Here is a 17,417-nt window from a genome sequence, read left to right on the forward strand (position 1 = left end):
GGCCGCGCTCGATCGGGGCGTCCGCGCCGTGCGCGAGAACGGCCTGCCCGGTCCGGTCGAGACCTGGGAGCGCCTCCGCGACGAGGTGCGCGCCGAGATCGAGGCCCAGGGCTTCGACGCCGAGCGCGGCCCAGATCATGACCCGCGAGTGCGTGAAGTGGCGCGGCTCGCCCCGGATCTCCCAGATGCCGTTGTCCGGCCGCTGCCAGTTGGTCTCGACGAAGCCCAGGAGCGCGCGCTGGAGCGGCCAGGAGAACTCCGTCTCGTCCACTCCGGCCACGCGGGCCTCGTGCAGAGCGACCATCACCTCGCCGATCACGTCCGCCTGGTACTGGTCGACGGCGGCGTTCCCGATCCGCACGGGGGAGGCGCCGTCGTAGCCGGGCAGGCTCGGCATCTCCCGCTCGGGCAGGTCGCGCTCGCCGGCGAGGCCGTACATGATCTGCACGTCCTCCGGCGCGCCCGCGACCGCGCGGAGCAGCCAGGCCCGCCACTTCTGCGCCTCCTGCTCGAACCCGTGCGCGAGCAGGGCCTGCAGGGTGAGCGAGGCGTCGCGGAGCCAGACGTAGCGGTAGTCCCAGTTGCGGGCGCCGCCGAACTGCTCCGGGAGCGAGGTGGTCGCCGCCGCGACGATGCCGCCGGTCTCGTCGTCGGTGAGGGCGCGGAGGGTCAGCAGCGAGCGGACGACGGCGTCGCGGTGCGGGCCGTCGTAGTCGATCGCCGACGCCCACTCGGACCACCAGGAGAGCGTGCGCTCCAGCGCGCGGTCGACGTCGAGGCGCTTCGGCGCCCGCTGGTGCGAGGGGAACCACGCCATCGAGAGGTCGACGACCGCGTCCGCGTCGACGTCGAACTCCGCCGCGTGGGCGTGGTCGACGGCCTTCAACCGCACTCCGCGCACCACGACCGCGTCGGGCCCGGCGACGGCGACGAGCAGCGGATCCTCGTCCGTCCCCTCCTGCCGCACCCACGGCATGGTGCGGGCGTAGTCGAAGCGGATGCGCAGCTCCTGCCGCATCCGGACGGTCCCCGACACTCCGCGCACCCGGCGCACCAGCTCGGCGCGCTCGTCGCGCAGCGGCATCACGTCGACCACCTCGACGACGCCGGTGGGCGTCGTCCACCGGGTGACCAGCGCGAGCGTGTCGCCGAGGTAGTGGCGCTCGCTCGTCGCCTCCCCGTCCACCGGCCGGAGCGACCAGCGCCCCTGGTCGTCGCCGCCGAGGAGGGCGCCGAAGACGGAGGCGGAGTCGAAGCGCGGCAGGCACAGCCAGTCGATCCCTCCGTCGCGGGAGACGAGAGCGGCCGTGCGGCAGTCGGAGAGGACGGCGTAGTCCTCGATCGGGGAGACCATGCGGCGATCCTCTCAGGTGCGGCTGTGGCCTCCCAGTCAAGGCGGAGCGGGGCTCTTCAGCGCCGCCGTAGGGTGAGCCGCATGGCACAGACCGTCTCGACCCTGCTCATCCTCGGAGCGACGGGGGACCTGTCCTCGCGGCTCCTCCTCCCCGCCGTCGGCCAGCTGCTGACCCGCGAGACCGACCGGCGGGTCCACCTCGTCGGCGCGGGACGCGAGGACTGGACCCAGGAGCACTGGCACGAGGTGCTGACCGCCTCCTTCGCCACCGTCGAGGCGCAGGGCGAGGGCGTGGACGCGCTCACCTCCGGCACGCGCTACCAGCAGGTCGACGTCACCGATCCGGAGGCGCTCGCCGCACTGCTCGCGAGCTGCGCCGGTCCGGTGGCGGTCTACTTCGCCCTCCCGCCGGCGATCGCGGCGAAGGCCTGCGAGGCGCTCGCCGCCCACGACCTGCCGGAGGGCACCGTGCTGGCGCTGGAGAAGCCGTTCGGGACCGACGAGGCGAGCGCGCACGCCCTCAACCAGCGCCTCGCCGCGCTGGTCCCCGAGGACCGCATCCACCGCGTCGACCACTTCCTCGGCCGCGCGACCGTGATGAACGTGCTCGGCCTGCGCTTCGCGAACCGGATCCTCGAGCCGCTGTGGTCGGCCGAGCACATCGAGAGCGTCGAGATCGTCTACGACGAGCAGCTGGCCCTCGAGGGGCGGGCGAGCTACTACGACGGCGCGGGCGCGCTGACCGACATGATCCAGAGCCACCTGCTGCAGGTCCTCGCGGTGATCGCGATGGAGCCGCCGTCCTCGCTCGACGCGGCCGACCTCCGGGACGCGAAGTCGATCGTCCTGCGCGCCACCCGCCTGCACGGCGACGACCCCGCCGAGAGCTCGCGCCGCGCCCGCTACACGGCGGGGACGATCGACGGACGCGAGCTGCCCGCCTACGCGGACGAGAAAGGCGTGGACGCCGCTCGCCGGACCGAGACGCTGGCCGAGCTGGTCGTCGAGATCGACACCTGGCGCTGGGCCGGCGTGCCGTTCACCCTCCGCTCCGGCAAGGCGCTCGGGGAGCGGCGACGCGAAGTGGTCATCCGCTTCAAGCCGGTGCCGCACCTGCCCCGCGGCTTCGTGGGCACCGAGGCGCCGTCCGTGCTGCGGCTGTTCCTCGCGCCCGACCAGATGTCGCTCGAGCTGAACATCAACGGCCCCGGCGACCCGTACACGCTCGAGCGCGCCTCGCTGGAGGCGACCTTCGGCGCGGGCGAGCTGCTGGCGTACGGCGAGGTCATCTCGGGGATCCTCGACGACGACCCGTCGCTCTCGGTCCGCGGGGACGCCGCCGAGGAGTGCTGGCGCATCGTGCAGCCCGCGATCGACGCCTGGCACGCGGACCGGGTGCCGCTCGACGAGTACCCGGCGGGCAGCGAGGGACCCGGGAGCTGGCAGACGCTCTGACGGGCGGCCGGGGGAGGGGCGGCCGCGGGGGATCTCGAGACGGCGGCCGCGCCGCCTCCTCGATCAGCGGGAAGGGCGACGTCGCTCGTCGGGTCGGCCGGAGGGCGAACCCGCCGGCCGACCGCTCGGGTCAGGAGCGGGTCGGGACGGGGGCGTCGACGGCGACGTCGGCGGGGGCCGGCTCCGCCCAGACGGCGATCGGCTTCGGCTCCCAGGTGAGGGCGGCCGGCTCCACCGGGGGAGTCGAGGCGCGCATCACGGGGATCGCCTCGGTGACCGGGGACGACGTCCGCTCGGCGCCGGCGCGGAGCTGCTCCTCCTGGATGGCGGCGGAGAGCTCGTGGGCGAGGGAGCGCGCGAGCATCCCGTGGAAGATCGGGTCGCGGTCGTCGTGGCTGCGGCGCGTGACGACCCAGGCGCCCCCGGATCCGACGAAGGCCGCGAGCCGCTCGTGGACGACGGCGAAGAGCTCGTCCTGCGTGAGGACGGGGGCCGCCTCGACGACCTCGGGGGCCGCCTTGCGACGCCTCAGACGAAACCTCATGACGAACCCCGTTTCCCGTGCCGGCAGCGACTGGGAACAGTGTCGCCGCCACCGGGTCGGGAGACCGGCTGACACGCCGCCCCGCGGGGAGGCGGCGCGTCAGGAGGGCCTAGCGGTCGCGCTTCCTGCCGCGCTCCTCCTTGACGATCTCCTTCGAGTCGTAGGACACGGAGCCCAGGGCGACGGTGACCGAGATGGCCCAGCTGACCCACTGGAGGGCCAGGCGCCAGTCGCGCGGGCCCTTGCGCGTGGTCTGCAGGATCGACCAGCCGCCGACGATCGCGCTGATGACGCTGGAGTTGAGGATGAACTTGCGCATGCGTGTGCCTCCCGTGTTCACCCCGACGCTAGCGGGTGCGAAAGCTCTCAGAGGAACGCTTGACAGCACCGAGGGGTTGTCCCGCTACGGTGGATCGCCGCCGGGACCCGAATCCTCGAGCCGGGGCACGCCGAGGAGAACGGGAACGACATGCGCACGGCTGTGATCGGGGCGGTGCTGCTCGTCGTCGGGGCGGTGGCCGTCGTCACGGGGGTCCTCCCGATGGACGCGCTGGGCGAGCTGGTCGAGCGGACGGCGCCGATCCTCGGCTTCGTGGTCGCGGTGACCGTGGTCGCCGAGCTGGCCTCCGAGGCCGGCGTCTTCACCGTGGTCGCCGAGCGCTCCGCCGAGTGGGGCCGCGGGCGGACCGCGGTGCTCTGGCTGCTGGTGGTGGCGATGGCCGTCGTCAGCACGGTGTTCCTCTCGCTCGACACGACCGCCGTGCTCCTGACCCCGGTCGTGGTCCTGCTCGCGGCGCACGTGCGCGTCCCGCCCCTGCCGTTCGCGATGGCCACGGTCTGGCTGGCGAACTGCGCCTCCCTCCTCCTCCCCGTCTCGAACCTCACCAACCTGCTCGCGCAGCGGCGCCTGGGCGTCGAAGGCCCCTTCGCCTTCGCCGCGCTGACCGCGGTGCCCGCGCTCGTCGCGGCCGTCGTGCCCGTGCTGATCCTCGCGATCCGCTACCGGCGCGAGCTGGCCGGGCGCTACACCCCGGGGGAGCGGACGCCGGTGGAGGACCGGGTGCTGCTCGTCGGCGCGGGGATCGTCGTGGCGCTGCTCCTGCCGGCGCTCGTCTCGGGCCTCGAGGTGTGGATCCCGGCGACGGTCGCCGCGGTCGCGCTGATCGTCCTCTTCGCGGTGCGCCGTCCCGCGGCGCTCACGCCCGCCCTCCTGCCGTGGCAGCTCGTCGTCTTCGCGGCGGGCCTCTTCGTGGCGATGGAGGCGGCGCACCAGCTCGGGCTGGGCGCGGCGCTCGCCGTGGTCGCGGGGGAGGGGAGCGGGACGCTCGACCTGCTGCGCCTCGCCGGCTCCGGCGCGGTCGCCTCCAACCTGGTCGACAACCTGCCCGCCTACCTCGCCCTCGAGCCCGTCGCGGCGGATCCGCTCCGCCTGGTCGCCCTGCTGATCGGCGTGAACGCCGGACCGCTGATCACCCCGTGGGCCTCGCTCGCCACCCTGCTCTGGCACCAGAGGCTGACCGCGCTGGGCGTGCACGTCTCGTGGCGCCAGTACGCGCTCCTCGGACTCGTCGCGGTCGTCCCGACGGTGGGCGGAGCGACGCTCGCGCTCGCCCTCGTGCAGGGCTGACCCCCCCCGTCCCCCGTGCGGGGCCGGCTGCTAGCCTCGACGGGCACGACGACGGCTCGACCGACGAAAAGGGACCACCATTCCTCCGCACTCCGCCTCCGCCTCCTCCGCCGCTGACAGGACCGACGCCGGGACCTCGGGAGGGACCGAGCGCAACGCGTTCGTGGTCGTCTCGAACCGCCTCCCCGTGGACCGCGTCGTGGCCGAGGACGGCACCGCCTCCTGGAAGACCTCGCCCGGCGGGCTGGTCACCGCGCTCGAGCCCGTGATGCGCGCGAACGAGGGCGCCTGGGTCGGCTGGCCCGGCGTGGCCGACGAGGAGGTCGCCCCGTTCGTCGACAACGGCGTGCAGATCGTCCCCGTCGCCCTCAGCGCGCAGGAGCTCGAGGACTACTACGAGGGCTTCTCGAACGACACGCTGTGGCCGCTGTACCACGACGTGATCGCGCCCCCGACCTACCACCGCGACTGGTGGGACGCCTACGTGCGGGTCAACCAGCGCTTCGCCGAGGCGGCCGCGGCCGTGACGGAGGAGGACGGCGTGGTCTGGGTGCAGGACTACCAGCTCCAGCTCGTGCCCAAGATGCTGCGGGAGCTCCGGCCCGACGTCACGATCGGCTTCTTCAACCACATCCCGTTCCCGCCCTACGGGATCTTCGCGCAGCTCCCGTGGCGCCGGCAGATCGTCGAGGGCCTGCTCGGCGCCGACGTGATCGGCTTCCAGCGCCAGGGCGACGCGGGCAGCTTCCTCCGCGCAGTCCGGCGCCTGCTCGGCTACGACACCCGCAGCACGGTCGTCGAGGTCCCGGTCGAGGAGGAGGCCGTCGGCGGCACCCGCCGCGTCAACCGCTCGCGGCGCGGGGCGAGCGTGCGCCCGGTCGTCGCCCGGCACTTCCCGATCTCGATCGACTCCGCGTCGTTCGAGGCGATGGCGCGCACCCCCGAGATCCAGGCCCGCGCCGCCGAGATCCGCGCCGAGCTGGGCAACCCCGCGACGATCATGCTCGGCGTCGACCGGCTCGACTACACCAAGGGGATCGGCCACCGCCTGAAGGCCTTCGGCGAGCTCCTGGCGGACGGCCGCCTCACCTCCGAGGACGCGGTGCTGGTGCAGGTCGCGAGCCCGAGCCGCGAGCGCGTGGACACCTACCGGCAGCTGCGCGACGACATCGAGCTGCAGGTCGGCCGGATCAACGGCGACTACAGCACGCTCGGGCACCCGGCGATCAGCTACCTCCATCACGGCTACCCGCGCGAGGAGATGGTGGCGCTCTACCTCGCCGCCGACGTCATGCTCGTGACGGCCCTGCGCGACGGGATGAACCTCGTCGCGAAGGAGTACGTCGCGTCCCGCTTCGACAACGACGGCGTGCTCGTGCTGAGCGAGTTCGCCGGAGCGGCCGACGAGCTCAAGCAGGCCGTGCAGGTGAACCCGCACGACATCTCGGGGCTGAAGGACGCGATGGAGGCCTCGGCGCGGATGCCGCGCGTCGAGCGCACCCGGCGCATGCGCGCGCTCCGTCGCCGCGTGCTCGAGAACGACGTGGCGCGCTGGTCCGAGTCGTTCCTCTCCGCTCTCGCGGAGCACGCGGCCGGCCAGCAGCTCGACGTGCGGCCCGCCGCCCGCGGGCAGGAGGCGCCGCACGGCCAGGAGGCCGAGCACCGCGACGACGCGGCCCACGGACAGGCGGCCGAGCTCGAGCGGGAGGCCGCCGACGACCGCGAGCTCGACGGCGGCGCGCGATGAGCGAGGGAGTGCCCGAGCGGCTCGCGGCGGCGCTGCGGGAGCTCGCCGCGACCGAACGGCTCCTGGTGGCCCTCGACTTCGACGGCACCCTCGCGCCCGAGGTCGACGACCCCGCCCGCGCGCGGGCGCTCCCCGAGGCGCGCGAGGCCGTGCTGCGGCTCCTCGCCCTCCCCGGCACCCGGGTCGCGCTGGTCTCCGGCCGGGCGCTCGGGAGCCTGGAGGAGGTCTCACAGCTGCCGGACGAGGCGCTGCTGGTCGGCTCCCACGGCATCGAGATCCGCCTCGACCCCGAGGAGGACGCGGTCCGGCTCGACGACGACGAGCTCGAGAAGGTGGGAGTGCTCGAGGACGTCCTGAAGGGCATCGCCCGCGGGATCGACAACGTCTGGATCGAGGACAAGCCGGCCGGCTTCGCCCTGCACACCCGCCTCGCGACCGAGCGCCACAGCCGCGTCGCCCACGTCGTCGCCCTCTCCGAGGCGCGCGCTGAGGTGCAGGGGGTCACCGTCCGCGAGGGGAAGAACGTCCTGGAGTTCTCGGTCCGCTCGACCACCAAGGGCGAGGCCGTGCAGCACCTCCGCCGCTACACCGGCGCGACCGCCGTCCTCTACGCGGGCGACGACGTGACGGACGAGGACGCCTTCGCGGTCCTCGGCTCCGGCGACGTCGGCATCAAGAGCGGCGAGGGCACCACCGCGGCCTCCTACCGGGTCCGCGGTCCCGAGCAGGTCGCGCACGCACTCCGGCTGCTGGCCGACCTGCGCGCGGAGTAGCAGCCCCCTTCCGGCGGTCAGCGCCGGCGGGTCCCGGATCGCCGATTCGCCGAGGACGGCCGTCCGCCGACGCGGGGAGCGGCCGTTCGCGACGAGTCGGAGATCCGCGGGGACGTCCGCATCCGGTGCCGCTGCCGGAGGCCGGGGCAGGAACGGGTGCGCGGGCCGGTCCGGGTCCGCCCGGCGAGCAGGGGCACCGCGCGCGAGGCGGTAGCCTCATCGCATGCCGGAAATCGATTGGAAGCCCCGCTCGCGCACCGTCACGGACGGCATCGAGGCCACGACGTCGCGCGGGATGCTGCGGGCGGTCGGGATGGGCGATGACGACTGGGAGAAGCCCCAGATCGGCATCGCGTCCTCGTGGAACGAGATCACCCCCTGCAACCTCTCGCTCGAGCGCCTCGCGCGCTCCGCGAAGGAGGGCGTGCACTCCGGCGGCGGCTACCCGCTCCAGTTCGGCACCATCTCCGTCTCGGACGGCATCTCGATGGGGCACGAGGGCATGCACTTCTCGCTCGTCTCCCGCGAGGTCATCGCCGACTCCGTCGAGACCGTGATGATGGCCGAGCGCCTGGACGGGACCGTCATGCTGGCCGGCTGCGACAAGTCGCTGCCCGGCATGCTGATGGCCGCGGCCCGCCTCGACCTCGCCGCCGTGTTCGTCTACGCCGGCTCGATCGCCCCGGGCTGGGTCAAGCTCTCGGACGGCACCGAGAAGGACATCACGATCATCGACTCCTTCGAGGCCGTCGGCGGCGTCAAGGCCGGGATCATGTCCGAGGAGGACGCCAAGCGCATCGAGTGCGCCTTCGCGCCGGGCGAGGGCTCCTGCGGCGGCATGTACACCGCCAACACCATGGCCAGCGTCGCCGAGGCGCTCGGCATGAGCCTGCCCGGCTCCGCCTCGCCCGCCGCCGCCGACCGCCGTCGCGACTACTTCGCCCGCAAGTCCGGCGAGGCCGTCGTCGAGCTGCTGCGCAACGGCACCACGGCCCGCGACATCCTCACCAAGGAGGCGTTCGAGAACGCGATCGCGGTGGCGATGGCCTTCGGCGGGTCGACCAACGTCATCCTGCACCTGCTCGCGATCGCCAACGAGGCCGAGGTCGACCTCACGATCGACGACTTCAACCGCATCGGCGACACGATCCCGCACATCGGCGACCTCAAGCCCTTCGGCAAGTACGTCATGAACGACGTCGACCGCCACGGCGGCGTCCCGGCCGTGATGAAGGCGCTCCTGGACGCCGGGCTGCTCCACGGCGACTGCCTGACGGTCACCGGGAGGACGGTCGCCGAGAACCTCGCCGCGATGGACATCGCACCGCTGGACGGCGAGGTCATCCGCACCCTCGACAACCCGATCCACGCGACCGGCGGGCTCACCATCCTCAAGGGCTCGCTCGCCCCCGAGGGCGCGGTCGTCAAGACCGCCGGCTTCGACGCCTCCGTCTTCGAGGGTCCGGCCCGCGTGTTCGAGCGCGAGCGCGCCGCGATGGACGCTCTGACCGAGGGCCGGATCGAGAAGGGCGACGTGGTGGTCATCCGCTACGAGGGTCCCAAGGGCGGTCCCGGCATGCGCGAGATGCTCGCCATCACCGCCGCCATCAAGGGGGCCGGGCTCGGAAAAGATGTACTACTGTTGACGGACGGACGATTCTCAGGCGGCACAACCGGCCTGTGCATCGGCCACATAGCTCCCGAATCGGTGGACGCAGGTCCCATCGCATTCGTTCGCGACGGAGACCCGATTCGGGTCGACATCGCCGCTCGCTCGATCGACCTACTCGTCGACGAGTCCGAGCTCGCCGCCCGCCGAGAAGGCTGGGCCCCTCTCCCTCCGCGCTACACCCGCGGTGTCCTCGCCAAGTACGCCAAGCTCGTCCGCTCGGCAGCCGAGGGCGCCGTCACCGGGTGACCCGGCCCGCTCCGGCCGGCCGCGCACTCGCGTTCCCGGGCACTCGCCTCCGGCTCTGCCCGCCGCCGCACCACCTCCTGAAGGAATCGACACCCGCATGACTCCGGATCCGTCCGCCGTGCAGCCCGCACCGACGCCCCAGCCACCCCGACCCGCCCACGCTCCCGGGGCCGCCCCCGCGGCCGAGGTCCTCACCGGAGCGCAGGCGGTCGTCCGCTCGCTCGAGATGCTCGGGATCGAGGACGTCTTCGGCCTGCCCGGCGGCGCGATCCTCCCGGTCTACGACCCGCTGATGGACTCCTCGAAGATCCGGCACATCCTGGTCCGCCACGAGCAGGGCGCCGGCCACGCCGCCGAGGGCTACGCCTCGGCGACCGGCAGGCTCGGCGTCTGCATCGCGACCTCGGGCCCCGGAGCGACCAACCTGGTCACCGCGATCGCGGACGCCTACATGGACTCCGTCCCGATGCTCGCGATCACCGGCCAGGTGTTCTCGACGCTCATGGGGACCGACGCGTTCCAGGAGGCGGACATCGTCGGCATCACGATGCCGATCACGAAGCACTCCATCCTCGTGACGCGCCCCGAGGACATCCCCTCGGCCCTCGCCTCCGCCGCGCTGATCGCCACCACCGGCCGCCCCGGCCCCGTGCTGGTCGACATCACGAAGGACGCGCAGCAGGACCAGGCGCCGTTCCTCTGGCCGCCGAAGATCGACCTGCCCGGCTACCGTCCGGTCACGAAGGCCCACGGCAAGCAGATCCAGGCCGCGGCCCAGCTGCTGGTCGAGTCGCGGAAGCCGGTGCTCTACGTGGGCGGCGGCATCATCCGCGCCCGCGCGGCCGTCGAGCTGAAGGCGTTCGCCGAGGCCTGCGGCGCCCCCGTGGTGACCACGCTGATGGCGCGCGGAGCGTTCCCGGACTCGCACGAGCAGCACCTGGGCATGCCCGGCATGCACGGCACCGTCCCCGCGGTGCTCGCGCTGCAGGAGGCGGACCTGATCCTCGCGCTGGGCTCGCGCTTCGACGACCGCGTGACCGGCAAGGCGGCGCTCTTCGCGCCCCACGCCAGGGTCGTGCACGTCGACATCGACCCGGCCGAGATCTCCAAGATCCGCACCGCCGACGTGCCGATCGTGGGCGACCTGAAGGACGTCCTCCCGGACCTCACCGACGCGTTCGCCAAGGCCTCCGCCGACGGTCGCGCCGACACCTCCGAGTGGTGGAGCTACCTCAAGGGCCTGCAGACGGAGTTCCCGCTCGGCTACACCGAGCCGAACGACGGCCTGCTCTCGCCGCAGTACGTCATCAAGCGCATCGGCGAGATCACCGGCCCCGAGGGCGTCTTCGCCTCCGGCGTCGGCCAGCACCAGATGTGGGCGGCGCAGTTCATCAAGTACGAGCGCCCCAACTCGTGGCTGAACTCCGGCGGCGCCGGCACCATGGGCTACTCCGTGCCCGCGGCGATGGGCGCCAAGGTCGGCGAGCCCGAGCGCACCGTGTGGGCGATCGACGGCGACGGCTGCTTCCAGATGACCAATCAGGAGCTCGCCACCTGCACGATCAACGACATCCCGATCAAGGTCGCGGTGATCAACAACTCCTCGCTCGGCATGGTGCGCCAGTGGCAGACCCTGTTCTACGAGGGCCGCTACTCCAACACCGACCTCAACACGGGTCACGACACCGTCCGGGTGCCCGACTTCGTGAAGCTCGCCGACGCCTACGGCGCGCTCGGCATCCGCGTCACGAAGCCGGAGGAGATCGACGACGCCATCCGTCTCGCCATCGCCACCAACGACCGGCCCGTGGTCATCGACTTCGTCGTCAGCCGCGACTCCATGGTCTGGCCGATGGTCCCGCAGGGCGTCTCCAACAGCTACGTCCAGTACGCCCGAGACCACAGCCCGACCTGGGACGACGAGGAGTAGACCCGCATGACGCACCACGTTCTCTCCCTGCTCGTCGAGGACAAGCCGGGACTGCTCACCCGTGTCGCCGGGCTGTTCGCCCGCCGCGGCTTCAACATCGAGTCGCTGGCGGTCGGTCCGACCGAGCTGGCCGGGCTCTCGCGCATCACGGTCGCCGTGGACGTCGAGGACCTGCCGCTCGAGCAGGTCACGAAGCAGCTCAACAAGCTCGTCAACGTGATCAAGATCGTCGAGCTCGACACCGACCAGTCGGTCCAGCGCGAGCACCTGCTCGTCAAGGTCCGCGTCGACAACGTCACGCGCTCGCAGGTGCTCGAGGCCGTCACGCTCTTCCGCGCCCGCGTGGTCGACGTCGCGACGGACGCCCTGGTGATCGAGGTCACCGGCGACACCGGCAAGACCAACGCGTTCCTGCGGGTGATCGAGCCCTACGGCATCAAGGAGATCGCGCAGTCGGGCCTGCTCGCCATCGGGCGCGGCTCCAAGTCGATCACCGAGCGCGTCTTCAAGAACTGACCGCGAACTCTCCACTACAGAAAAGGACTCACCACGTGACCGAGCTCATCTACGACGCCGACGCCGACCTCTCCATCATCCAGTCCAAGAAGGTCGCGATCGTCGGCTACGGCTCGCAGGGCCACGCGCACGCGCAGAACCTCCGCGACTCCGGCGTCCAGGTCGTCATCGCGCTGAAGGAGGGGTCGAAGTCGACCGCCAAGGCCGAGGACGACGGCTTCGAGGTCAAGAGCGTCGCCGACGCCGCGGCCTGGGCCGACCTGATCATGATCCTCGCGCCGGACCAGCACCAGCGCGCGATCTACAGCGAGCAGATCGCCTCCGCGCTGACCGAGGGCAAGACCCTCGCCTTCGCGCACGGCTTCAACATCCGCTTCGGCTACATCGAGGCGCCCGCGGGCGTCGACGTCATCCTCATCGCGCCGAAGGCCCCCGGCCACACCGTGCGCCGCGAGTTCGTCGCCGGCCGCGGCATCCCGGACATCATCGCCGTCGAGAACGACGCGACCGGCACCGCCTGGGAGACCGCGAAGTCCTACGCGAAGGCCATCGGCGGCACCCGCGCCGGCGTCATCAAGACCACCTTCACCGAGGAGACCGAGACCGACCTGTTCGGCGAGCAGGCCGTGCTCTGCGGCGGCACCTCGCAGCTCGTCCAGTACGGCTTCGAGACCCTCGTCGAGGCCGGCTACCAGCCCGAGATCGCCTACTTCGAGGTGCTGCACGAGCTCAAGCTCATCGTCGACCTCATGTGGGAGGGCGGCATCGCCAAGCAGCGCTGGAGCGTCTCCGACACCGCCGAGTACGGCGACTACGTCTCCGGCCCGCGCGTCATCGACCCGCGCGTGAAGGAGAACATGAAGGCCGTCCTCGGTGACATCCAGAGCGGCGCCTTCGCGAAGCGCTTCATCGGCGACCAGGACGCGGGCGGACCCGAGTTCCAGGAGCTGCGCGCCAAGGGCGAGAAGCACCCGATCGAGGAGACCGGCCGCGAGCTGCGCAAGCTCTTCGCCTGGAAGCAGACCGACGAGGACTACACCGACGGCAGCGTCGCGCGCTAGTCGCACCGCGTCGACCGGGGGAGCCCCGGTCCGACGAGGGACCCGTCTACCGGGATCCCCTCGCCGGGCCGGGGCTCCTCCGCGTCCGGGGCGCGACTACCGCTCGAGCTCGCGGACGAGACGGCGGAGACCGCCCTTCGGCGGGACGAGGACGGGGTCCGGCCACCGGGGCGAGAGGTGGTCGCCGAGCGTCACCCGGCGCAGCTTGCGGCCGACGAGGGGGAGGACCCAGTCGGCCGCCCAGCGGCGCTGCTCGCGCAGCCGCGCGCGGAGGCGGAGCGGCTCCGGTGCGTCCCACGGCCCGGTCGAGATCGTGTGCGGCACGCCGAGCGCGTCGAGCACGCGGCCGGCCAGGACGCGGTGGCCGCGCTTGGAGAGGTGCATCCGGTCGGGCGACCAGAGCACGGGGGAGTGGAACTCCCGCATCGCCCAGTAGTCGACGAGGATCGCGCCCCGCTCGCGGGCGATCCGGCGGACGGCGCTGTTGTAGAGGTGGTTGCGGCGCAGGAACATCCGCGGGGCGGGCAGTCCCGGGATGTCGACGCCGGTGAAGAGCACGAGGGAGGCGCCGGTGGTCGCGAGCGCGTCGACGAGCGCCTCGTAGCGGGTGATCAGATCGACGGTGTCGGTGCCGAGGTCGAGGATGTCGTTGCCGCCGGCGTACAGCGTGATCAGCGTGGGGCGGAGCGCGAGGGCGGGCGCGAGCTGGTCCTCGGTGATCTGGGCGAGGCGCTTCGAGCGGACGGCGAGGTTCGCGTACTCCCAGCCCGGCTCGGCCTTCGCCAGGCGCTCGGCGACGCGGTCGGCCCAGCCGCGCACCCCGTTCGGCAGGCGCGGGTGCGGGTCGCCGACCCCCTCCGTGAAGGAGTCGCCGAGGGCGACGAAGCGGCGGCGGCGGTCGTCCATCCGCTCAGCCTCGCCCCCGGGGGAGGACGCGGGGTGTCCGCCGGGTGTCGGGGAGGCGGCGGCGGGCTCCGAGCCTCCTGCGAGGTGCGCGCGGCTAGGGTGTTGCGGTGATCGATGGTGGACCGGGCCGCTCCCCGGAGGACGACGACGCGGCGACCCCGCCGGTGGACCGCGGGCCGGACGCCGGCCCGGAGGACGACGCCGACGATGAGGCCCTGGAGTGGGCGGGTGAGGGCGCGGACCCGACGCTCGCCGCGGGGACCGCGCGCGTGCGCCGGACGCCCCGCACGGACGCGGGGGCGGACCCGGCGGACGACGGCTCGGACGACGACGACCCCGAGGTCGAGGACCCCGCCGACGAGGCCGCATCCTCGTCCGCTCTGCTGATCGCCGCGGGCATCGCGGCCGGCCTCTACCTCCTGTACGCCATCGCCTGGGCGATCACGGCGACGCGGCAGTCCCCGGTCGCCGCGGCCGGCTTCGCGGGCGATGCGCTCGGCGGCGCCCTCTACTCGCTCGGGCTCTGGCTGGCGGTCCTGGCGCCGCCGGTGTGGTTCGCCGTGGTGCTCCTCGCCACCCGCGACTCCCGGGTGCGCACCCGCGTGCTCTGGCTGGTCGCCGGACTCGTCCTCCTCGCTCCGCTGCCGTTCCTCAAGGGGGCCTGATGACCGACTCGACCCGGGCCACCCTCGGCGGGACCGGCCGGCGCGACCGGCCCGGCCGGCGCCTGGCCGCCTCCGTCCTCGTCGCCGTGGTGTTCGCGCTCTTCTTCGCCTGGGACGTCTGGGAGGCGGTCGGCAACCTGATCGGCCTGCGCAGCTACGCGGCCTCCCTCGGCACCGACCTGAATCCGACGGGCTGGGCGGTGCTCCTGCTCGGCCTGGTGCTGCCGGTCGCCTGCTTCGTCGCCGCCGTCCTGCTCGGGCGCCGCCGGGGACTCCCGGCGCGCGTCGGACTGCTCGCGGCGGCCCTCTGCCTCTCGGCGGCGCTCTCGCTCGACGTGCAGCTCGTCCTCGGCGTCGAGAGCCTGGTCTCGCTGAGCTGACCGGCGGCGTCACACGGCGCGGGGCGCGCGCACCCCTCCGCTACAGTGACGGGGGGCTGCCGACGCCCCCGCCTCGGTGCCCGCTCCGTCCCCTCTCCGAAGGAAGCGCCTCTCGTGACAAAGCCGGTCGTCCTGATCGCCGAAGAACTCTCGCCCGCCACCGTGGACGCGCTCGGTCCCGACTTCGAGATCCGCTCCGTGGACGGCACCGACCGCCCGGCGCTGCTCGAGGCCCTCGGCACGGCGCACGCGATCCTCGTGCGCTCCGCGACGCAGGTCGACGCGGAGGCGATCGCCGCGGCCCCCTCGCTCCAGGTGATCGCCCGCGCCGGTGTGGGCCTGGACAACGTCGACATCACCGCCGCGACCGCCGCGGGCGTCATGGTCGTGAACGCGCCGACCTCGAACATCATCTCGGCCGCCGAGCTCACCGTCGGCCACATCCTGAGCCTCGCCCGCCACATCCCCGCCGCGCATAGCGCGCTCGCGCAGGGCCTCTGGAAGCGCTCGAAGTACACGGGCGTCGAGCTCTACGAGAAGACCGTCGGCATCATCGGCCTCGGCCGCATCGGCGCGCTGATCACCGCGCGCCTGCAGGCCTTCGGTGTGAACGTCGTCGCCTACGACCCCTACGTGACCAGCGCCCGCGCGCAGCAGCTCGGCGTCACGCTCCTCTCCCTGGAGGAGCTGCTGGCCGAGAGCGACTTCATCACGATCCATATGCCGAGGACCCCCGAGACGACGGGCATGATCTCGGACGATCAGCTGGCGCTGATGAAGCCGTCGGCGTTCATCGTGAACGTGGCCCGCGGCGGCCTCATCGACGAGGACGCGCTGCACCGCGCGCTCGTCGCGAAGACCATCGCCGGCGCCGGACTCGACGTGTTCGTGAAGGAGCCGCCGACCGGATCGCCGCTGCTCGCCCTCGAGAACGTGGTCGTCACTCCGCACCTCGGGGCCTCGACCGACGAGGCGCAGGAGAAGGCCGGCGTCTCGGTCGCCCGCTCGGTGCGCCTCGCGCTCTCGGGCGAGCTCGTGCCGGACGCCGTGAACGTCGCCGGCGGCGTGATCGACGAGTACGTGCGCCCCGGCATCCCGCTGGTCGAGAAGCTCGGCCAGGTCTTCTCGGGCCTCGCGGACTCGCCGGTCACCTCCATCGACGTCGAGGTGCGCGGTGAGCTCGCCGGCTACGACGTGAAGGTCCTCAAGCTGGCGGCTCTCAAGGGCGTGTTCACCAACGTGGTCTCGGAGACGGTGTCCTACGTCAACGCGCCGGTGCTGGCGGAGCAGCGCGGCATCGAGGTGCGCCTGATCACGGAGCCGGTCTCGGACGAGTACCGCAACGTGATCACGCTGCGCGGCGCGCTCTCGGACGGCTCGCAGATCTCGGTCTCGGGCACGCTGACCGGCACCAAGCAGGTCGAGAAGATCGTGGCGATCAACGGCTACGACGTCGAGGTCCCCCTCGCGAAGCACCTCGTCGTCATGAGCTACGTCGACCGCCCCGGGATCGTCGCGGTCTACGGCCGTGAGTTCGGCGACGCCGCGGTCAACATCGCGGGCATGCAGATCGCGCGCACCGAGGCGGGCGGCAAGGCGCTCTCGGTGATCACCATCGACTCCCCCGCCCCCGACGGCCTGCTCGAGAAGGTCCGCGTCGCGATCGACGCCGACCTCATGCAGGAGATCGACATCACCGAGCAGTGAGCACGCGGCGGTTCGCTCAGGTCGACGTCTTCGGCGCCGCGCCGTTCCGGGGCAACCCGGTGGCGGTCGTCGTCGACGGCGACGGCGTGGGCGACGCCGCGATGGCGGAGTTCGCGCGCTGGACGAACCTCTCCGAGACGACCTTCCTCCTCCGCCCGAGCGACCCCGCGGCCGACTACCGGCTGCGGATCTTCACGCCGGACGGGGAGCTGCCCTTCGCCGGGCACCCGACCCTCGGGAGCGCGCACGCCTGGCTCGCGGCCGGAGGGACGGCCCGCGCGGCGGGGGAGCTCGTGCAGGAGTGCGCCGCGGGTCTCGTCCGGCTGAGGGTGACGGAGGAGGGCATCGCCTTCGCCGCCCCGCCCCGCCGGCGGACCGGACCGGTCGACGAGGCGACGCTCGAGCGGGTGGCTGCGGCTCTGCGGATCCCGCGCGCGGAGATCCTCTACCACGAGTGGGTCGACAACGGTCCCGGCTGGCTGGCCGTGCGGCTCGCGTCGGCGGAGCAGGTCCTCGCGCTGCGGCCGGACCAGGCTCTCCTCGCCGGGCTCCCCGTCGGCGTCGTGGGCGAGCATCCGGCGGGAGGCGAGTGCGCGGTCGAGGTGCGGGCGTTCATCCCCGACGCCGGTGTGTCCGAGGACCCGGTGACGGGGAGCCTCAACGCGGGGATCGCCCAGTGGCTGATCGGCAGCGGCGTGCTGCCCGAGCGCTACACGGCCGCTCAGGGGGCGGCGTTGGGCCGAGCCGGGCGCGTGCGCGTCGAGAGCACGGACGGCGCGATCTGGATCGGCGGCGCGACGGTGACCCTGATCGACGGGGTCGTCGAGCTGTAGC

The 17,417-nt window shown here is 72.8% G+C and carries 16 protein-coding genes; 12 read left to right on the forward strand and 4 right to left on the reverse strand.

The annotated features are described in order from the left end of the window. Window positions 1–1,354 (reverse strand): glycoside hydrolase family 15 protein (locus tag C5C82_RS12465; protein WP_104314049.1); only part of this gene is annotated, 1,354 nt, incomplete at its 3' end. Window positions 1,355–1,435: 81 nt separating this feature from the next. Between C5C82_RS12465 and C5C82_RS12470 the strand changes: the two genes are divergently transcribed. After that, a complete protein-coding gene (locus C5C82_RS12470) occupies window positions 1,436–2,809 on the forward strand; it encodes a glucose-6-phosphate dehydrogenase (RefSeq protein ID WP_181068342.1) in 1,374 nt (457 codons plus the stop codon). A 130-nt stretch (window positions 2,810–2,939) separates the two neighbouring features. Here the strand turns inward: C5C82_RS12470 and C5C82_RS12475 are convergent, their stop codons facing one another. Both C5C82_RS12475 and C5C82_RS12480 read right to left on the reverse strand, forming a co-directional pair. Beyond that, window positions 2,940–3,353 carry a hypothetical protein gene (locus tag C5C82_RS12475; protein ID WP_104295186.1) on the reverse strand — a complete coding sequence of 138 codons (414 nt, stop codon included), beginning with the start codon at window positions 3,351–3,353 and terminating at the stop codon, window positions 2,940–2,942. 109 nt (window positions 3,354–3,462) lie between these two features. Further along, window positions 3,463–3,672, reverse strand: coding sequence for a hypothetical protein (locus tag C5C82_RS12480; RefSeq protein WP_104226242.1), 210 nt, complete (start codon window positions 3,670–3,672; stop codon window positions 3,463–3,465). A gap of 150 nt (window positions 3,673–3,822) precedes the next feature. Here C5C82_RS12480 and C5C82_RS12485 point away from each other — a divergent pair, with 150 nt between their 5' ends. The 7 genes from C5C82_RS12485 to ilvC all read left to right on the forward strand — a co-directional run bounded on the left by C5C82_RS12485 (window position 3,823) and on the right by ilvC (window position 12,925). Continuing rightward, window positions 3,823–4,980: an SLC13 family permease gene (locus C5C82_RS12485; protein ID WP_104226243.1), complete on the forward strand. Its 1,158-nt coding sequence runs from the start codon at window positions 3,823–3,825 to the stop codon at window positions 4,978–4,980. 163 nt (window positions 4,981–5,143) lie between these two features. Beyond that, complete coding sequence (locus tag C5C82_RS12490; protein ID WP_104250140.1) at window positions 5,144–6,727, forward strand: trehalose-6-phosphate synthase; 1,584 nt, start codon at window positions 5,144–5,146, stop codon at window positions 6,725–6,727. Next, window positions 6,724–7,500, forward strand: coding sequence for a trehalose-phosphatase (gene otsB, locus C5C82_RS12495; RefSeq protein WP_104262689.1), 777 nt, complete (start codon window positions 6,724–6,726; stop codon window positions 7,498–7,500). The genes C5C82_RS12490 and otsB overlap by 4 nt, the downstream gene beginning before the upstream one ends. A 223-nt stretch (window positions 7,501–7,723) precedes the next feature. Continuing rightward, entirely contained in the window at window positions 7,724–9,418 is a 1,695-nt protein-coding gene (gene ilvD / locus C5C82_RS12500; RefSeq protein ID WP_104233215.1) for a dihydroxy-acid dehydratase, read from the forward strand. A gap of 97 nt (window positions 9,419–9,515) precedes the next feature. Then, window positions 9,516–11,348 carry an acetolactate synthase large subunit gene (locus C5C82_RS12505; RefSeq protein ID WP_104295185.1) on the forward strand — a complete coding sequence of 611 codons (1,833 nt, stop codon included), beginning with the start codon at window positions 9,516–9,518 and terminating at the stop codon, window positions 11,346–11,348. A gap of 6 nt (window positions 11,349–11,354) precedes the next feature. Then, the gene (gene ilvN / locus C5C82_RS12510; protein ID WP_104223540.1) at window positions 11,355–11,864 is read left to right on the forward strand and encodes an acetolactate synthase small subunit; all 510 of its coding nucleotides are present in this window, start codon (window positions 11,355–11,357) and stop codon (window positions 11,862–11,864) included. Between the two features lie 35 nt (window positions 11,865–11,899). Then, window positions 11,900–12,925, forward strand: a complete 1,026-nt coding sequence (ilvC, locus tag C5C82_RS12515; RefSeq protein ID WP_104223539.1) for a ketol-acid reductoisomerase — start codon at window positions 11,900–11,902, stop codon at window positions 12,923–12,925. Window positions 12,926–13,021: 96 nt separating this feature from the next. Here the strand turns inward: ilvC and C5C82_RS12520 are convergent, their stop codons facing one another. Further along, entirely contained in the window at window positions 13,022–13,831 is an 810-nt protein-coding gene (locus C5C82_RS12520; RefSeq protein WP_104292018.1) for an SGNH/GDSL hydrolase family protein, read from the reverse strand. A 107-nt stretch (window positions 13,832–13,938) separates the two neighbouring features. On the opposite strand from C5C82_RS12520, the gene C5C82_RS12525 reads away from it, so the two are divergent. The 4 genes from C5C82_RS12525 to C5C82_RS12540 all read left to right on the forward strand — a co-directional run bounded on the left by C5C82_RS12525 (window position 13,939) and on the right by C5C82_RS12540 (window position 17,416). Continuing rightward, entirely contained in the window at window positions 13,939–14,496 is a 558-nt protein-coding gene (locus tag C5C82_RS12525; RefSeq protein ID WP_104292019.1) for a hypothetical protein, read from the forward strand. Continuing rightward, window positions 14,496–14,876 carry a hypothetical protein gene (locus C5C82_RS12530; RefSeq protein WP_104233218.1) on the forward strand — a complete coding sequence of 127 codons (381 nt, stop codon included), beginning with the start codon at window positions 14,496–14,498 and terminating at the stop codon, window positions 14,874–14,876. The genes C5C82_RS12525 and C5C82_RS12530 overlap by 1 nt, the downstream gene beginning before the upstream one ends. 114 nt (window positions 14,877–14,990) lie before the next feature. After that, window positions 14,991–16,583, forward strand: coding sequence for a phosphoglycerate dehydrogenase (serA, locus tag C5C82_RS12535; RefSeq protein WP_104295184.1), 1,593 nt, complete (start codon window positions 14,991–14,993; stop codon window positions 16,581–16,583). Then, entirely contained in the window at window positions 16,580–17,416 is an 837-nt protein-coding gene (locus C5C82_RS12540; protein ID WP_104295183.1) for a PhzF family phenazine biosynthesis protein, read from the forward strand. The genes serA and C5C82_RS12540 overlap by 4 nt, the downstream gene beginning before the upstream one ends. Window position 17,417: the final 1 nt, after the last annotated feature.

This window comes from Rathayibacter sp. AY1D5, from assembly GCF_002932515.1.
Classification (GTDB): Bacteria; Actinomycetota; Actinomycetes; order Actinomycetales; family Microbacteriaceae; genus Rathayibacter.